Consider the following 4,232-nt stretch of genomic DNA (forward strand, 5'->3'; position numbering starts at 1 on the left):
ATCCGATAACTGAGGAGATGTTTACAATTTTATCAGTGCTCTTTTGTCTCATCATATATTTTGCCACAGATTTAGAACAATTAAAAGTGCCTTTTAGATTTATTCTTATCACTGCATCCCAATCCTCTTCTTTCATCCTGATTAAAAGAGAATCTCGAGTTATACCTGCATTGTTTACTAATATATCTATTTTTCCAAATTTATTAATAATCTCCTTTATCATTCTATCTACTTCATCGAATTCAGTTACATCAGCTTTTATCCCAATCGCTATATTACCATTTTTTTTTATTTCTTCCAAAGATTTATCGATTTCATTTTTTTCTAAAATATCATTAACAATTATATTTGCCCCATGGATTGCCAATTCCTGGGCAATAGCTCTGCCTATCCCTCTAGCTGAACCGGTAATTAAAGCAACTTTCCCAGATAGTCCCATCTTATAAGACCTCCCCTATTTTTTTGACTACATTTTGCAGAGAAGTCGAATCAAAAACATTAAAGACATTGGTCTCTGGAATGATCTGTTTAATCAATCCTTTCAATACCTTTCCGGGACCCACTTCTATAAAATAATTAATTCCTTTGGAATACATATTAGTTATTGATTCAACCCATTGTACAGGATGAGTCATTTGTCTAATCAGAGAGGATTTAACTTCCTCTTTATTATATATATAATCTCCGCTAACATTACAATTGACAGGTATTTTAGGATTGTCTATTTTTACTTGTTCCAAATATCTCGCTAAATTTTCTTTGGCAGACTCCATAAATGACGAGTGGAAAGGAGCGCTTACTTTTAAAGATATCACCATCCTGGCATCTTTCTCTTTAGCCATTATTGCTAACTTTTCCAATGCTTTAATCTCACCGGAAACTACAATTTGAGTGGGAGAATTATGATTGGAAATTTCTACTTTCCCAATATCTCTAATTTTTTCACACATTTCATTTATTGCATCTTTGGATAATCCTATAATTGCCAACATTGAACCTCTTCCAACTGGAGTTGCATTTTGCATGTATTCCCCTCTTTTCCTTACTAGCTTCACTGCATCTTCAAATTTAATAGCAGAACTGGCTACTAAAGCTGAATATTCTCCTAAACTATGTCCGGCAACTACAGAAGGTTCAATTTTATTATTTCTTAGTAATTTACATAAAATTGTGCTGATAGTTAAAATAGCCGGCTGAGTGTTAATAGTATTTTTTAAATCTTCTTCTGGTCCCTCGAAACAAATTTTACTAATATCCACTCCTTCTTTTTTTAAAGCTTTATTGGCTAAACTAAACAAATTATTTGCTTCCGGGTAATTTTCTATTAAGTCTTTTCCCATGCCCAGTTTTTGAGAACCTTGACCGGGAAATACAAAAGCTATTTTATGCATTATCTACCTTACAGCTCCTTTTCTCTATTATATTATCGAGATTATTCAATCCATTTTAGAATAATGGTTCCACAAGTTAACCCTGCTCCAAAGGCAGTCAACACTACTATATCACCATTTTTAATCTTACCTTCTTTTACTGCCTCATCAAGAGCAATCAAAACAGAAGCAGCTGAGGTATTTCCATATTTATTTAAATTAATAAAAACTTTGTCTTTTTTTAGCCTTAAAACTCTAGCCAGAGCAGAAATAATTCTGATGTTGGCTTGATGCGGAATAAAACAATCTATATCTTCTACCGAAAGTTTACATTTATCCAAAGTTTTTATCGTAGTTCTTTTCATATTTTTAACAGCAAGCTTAAATACTTCATTCCCCTTCATCTTGACATAATGCATTTTCTTTTCTACAGTTTCATGGGAAGCAGGATTTTTGGAAAGTCCGGCTGGTATCATAATCAAATCGCCGTACGATCCATCTGCTGATAAACAACCAGAAATAATTCCTTTCTCCTTATCGGCTTTTAAAACAGCCGCGCCTGCTCCATCACCAAAAAGAATACAAGTATTTCTGTCCGTCCAGTCAACAAATTTTGAGAGAGTCTCTGCTCCGATGACTAAAGCATTATTATAAAAGCCTGAAGCGATATAGTGCCAGGCAGTAATTAAGGCATAAATCGCACCACTACAACCGGCTTGCAGATCAAGAGCTGCGGCGTTTACGGCTTTAATTCTTTTTTGAACCAGGCAAGCAGTAGCCGGGAAGATCATATCCGGAGAATTAGTCGCGACCAATATTAAATCAATCTCCTGGGGTTTTATATTTGCATCTTCTAGTGCCCTCAAAGCTGCCTTTACAGCTATATCTGAGGTTGCTTCATTATCTTCAGCTATACGGCGTTCGTTGATACCGGTTCTGGTGATAATCCACTGATGATTTGTATTTACTATCTTTTCTAAATCTTCATTGGTTAAAACTTTTTCGGGAACATAAGAACCTGTTCCAATTACTCTAACATTTTTTATATTTTCCATTAAATAGCGTTATCCCCTTCTGGTTATTTGGATTATTTTTTTGGTATTTATATTTCTTTAAAGTGCTTAATGATATCGGCATCGATAAATTTAGCGGTATTAAGTAACGCATTTTTAAAAGTTTTTGCTTTAGAACGCCCATGACATATAAAGCATAACCCGTTTATACCCAAAAGAGGAGATCCCCCATGCTCGGTATAGTCGGTTATTTTTACTAAATTCATAAATCTTTCCTTTAATTTATCCATTTCTTGATTCTGAGGAAGTTGACTAATTATCATATTATTCACCTCGGTTAAAAGCAATTTTGCTAAACCTTCAGAAGATTTTAATAATATATTTCCAGTAAATCCATCACATACTATTACATCTACCTTTCCCTTAAAAATATCCTTACCTTCAACATTTCCCGCAAAATTAATGTTGCTATTTTTTAAGCTTTTATAAGCATTTTGGGCAAATTTATTTCCTTTGTTCCCTTCTTCTCCAATATTTAGCATACCTATTTTTGGATTTTCTATCCCTAAAACATTTTGAGCGTATTCATTTCCCATAAAGGCAAACTGAACGAGGTATTCCGGTTTACAATCAACATTTGCACCCACATCTAATATCAATACTTTTCCTTTCGCCGAGGGTAATATGGCACAGATGGCAGGACGGCGTATTTGAGGGACACACCCCAACTCTAATAATGCCGCTGCCATAACTGCTCCACTATTTCCGGCAGAAATAAAAGCATCAGCCTGATTATTTTTTATTAATTTCATGCCTATCACAATAGAAGAATCCTTTTTATTTCGTAGGGCATCTAAAGGAAAATCACCGGTTTCAATGTATTGTTTACAATTTATGATCGATAATTTATCTTTCTTATATTTATATTTAATTAATTCTTCTTTAATTTTCTCTGCATTACCTAATAAAATAATTTCTAAATCTCTTTCTTCTGTGGCTAAAATTGCCCCTTCTACAACTTCTTTGGGGGCATAATCTCCCCCCATGGCATCAAGAGCTATTTTCATCTATATTCTCTCCTTTTTAATTTATCGTTCACCGAAAAAATTACCAATTTCCCGGTAAATACTTCCCTTTGATCAGACTTTACATGCACAGATACTAAATATTTATTACCTCTATTTCGAGCAACTCTTGCCTTGGCAACTAAAGTTTGTCCAGCATATACAGGATTTTTGTAACTTAATCGAGCAATTCCCGTTAAAGCAACTTCTGCGTCAATAATGGAAATGGCCAATGAATCAGCCAGAGAAAAGATATAATGACTTCGAACGATCCCGGTTCTTCCAAAAGCCATATCTTTTGTAGTCTTCAAGATAGCAATTCCGTTTTTTCCCAACTCTATATCAATTAATTCTCCGATTATCTCTTCTTTTTTTAGAGATTTTACCTTATCTTTGGAAGAAGTATTTTTGGCTACCTGTACAATTCTTTTTCTCATTTCGGGGATTCCCATTTCCAATCGGTCTAATCGAATAGTTTGCACGCTAATCTTAAATAGTTCAGCAAGTTGTTTATCAGAAATAAATGGGTCCTTGGAAATATATTCCTTTATTCTTTTTTGTCTTTCTAATTTATTTATATTTTGAATCATTTTCCTAGCCACCTATTTTATTTTTATTAATAGCACATATTATTAGTAACTACTAATTGTAAGTATTATACATTAGTCGTATTAAAAAATCAAACATATTGTTATTTGATTAGGAAATAAAAAAAGTGCCACATTCTAAAAATTAACTGTGACACTTTCTTACATTTTATAAAAATGATATTTATGATTTATTTC

General features: G+C 33.3%; 5 protein-coding genes. All 5 read right to left on the reverse strand.

All coding sequences use genetic code 11. The features are described from left to right. Positions 1–439 (reverse strand): SDR family NAD(P)-dependent oxidoreductase (locus ENO17_09050; protein HER25180.1); only part of this gene is annotated, 439 nt, incomplete at its 3' end. Position 440: 1 nt separating this feature from the next. Next, the gene (gene fabD, locus ENO17_09055) at positions 441–1,391 is read right to left on the reverse strand and encodes a [acyl-carrier-protein] S-malonyltransferase (GenBank protein ID HER25181.1); all 951 of its coding nucleotides are present in this window, start codon (positions 1,389–1,391) and stop codon (positions 441–443) included. A gap of 41 nt (positions 1,392–1,432) precedes the next feature. Beyond that, positions 1,433–2,425, reverse strand: coding sequence for a ketoacyl-ACP synthase III (locus tag ENO17_09060; protein ID HER25182.1), 993 nt, complete (start codon positions 2,423–2,425; stop codon positions 1,433–1,435). A gap of 47 nt (positions 2,426–2,472) precedes the next feature. After that, positions 2,473–3,450, reverse strand: a complete 978-nt coding sequence (gene plsX / locus ENO17_09065; protein ID HER25183.1) for a phosphate acyltransferase PlsX — start codon at positions 3,448–3,450, stop codon at positions 2,473–2,475. Beyond that, complete coding sequence (fapR, locus tag ENO17_09070) at positions 3,447–4,037, reverse strand: transcription factor FapR (GenBank protein ID HER25184.1); 591 nt, start codon at positions 4,035–4,037, stop codon at positions 3,447–3,449. Before fapR ends, plsX begins: the two co-directional genes overlap by 4 nt. Positions 4,038–4,232: the final 195 nt, after the last annotated feature.

The sequence above is a fragment of the Candidatus Atribacteria bacterium genome, from assembly GCA_011056645.1.
Lineage (GTDB): Bacteria > Atribacterota > Phoenicimicrobiia > Phoenicimicrobiales > Phoenicimicrobiaceae > Sediminicultor > Sediminicultor quartus.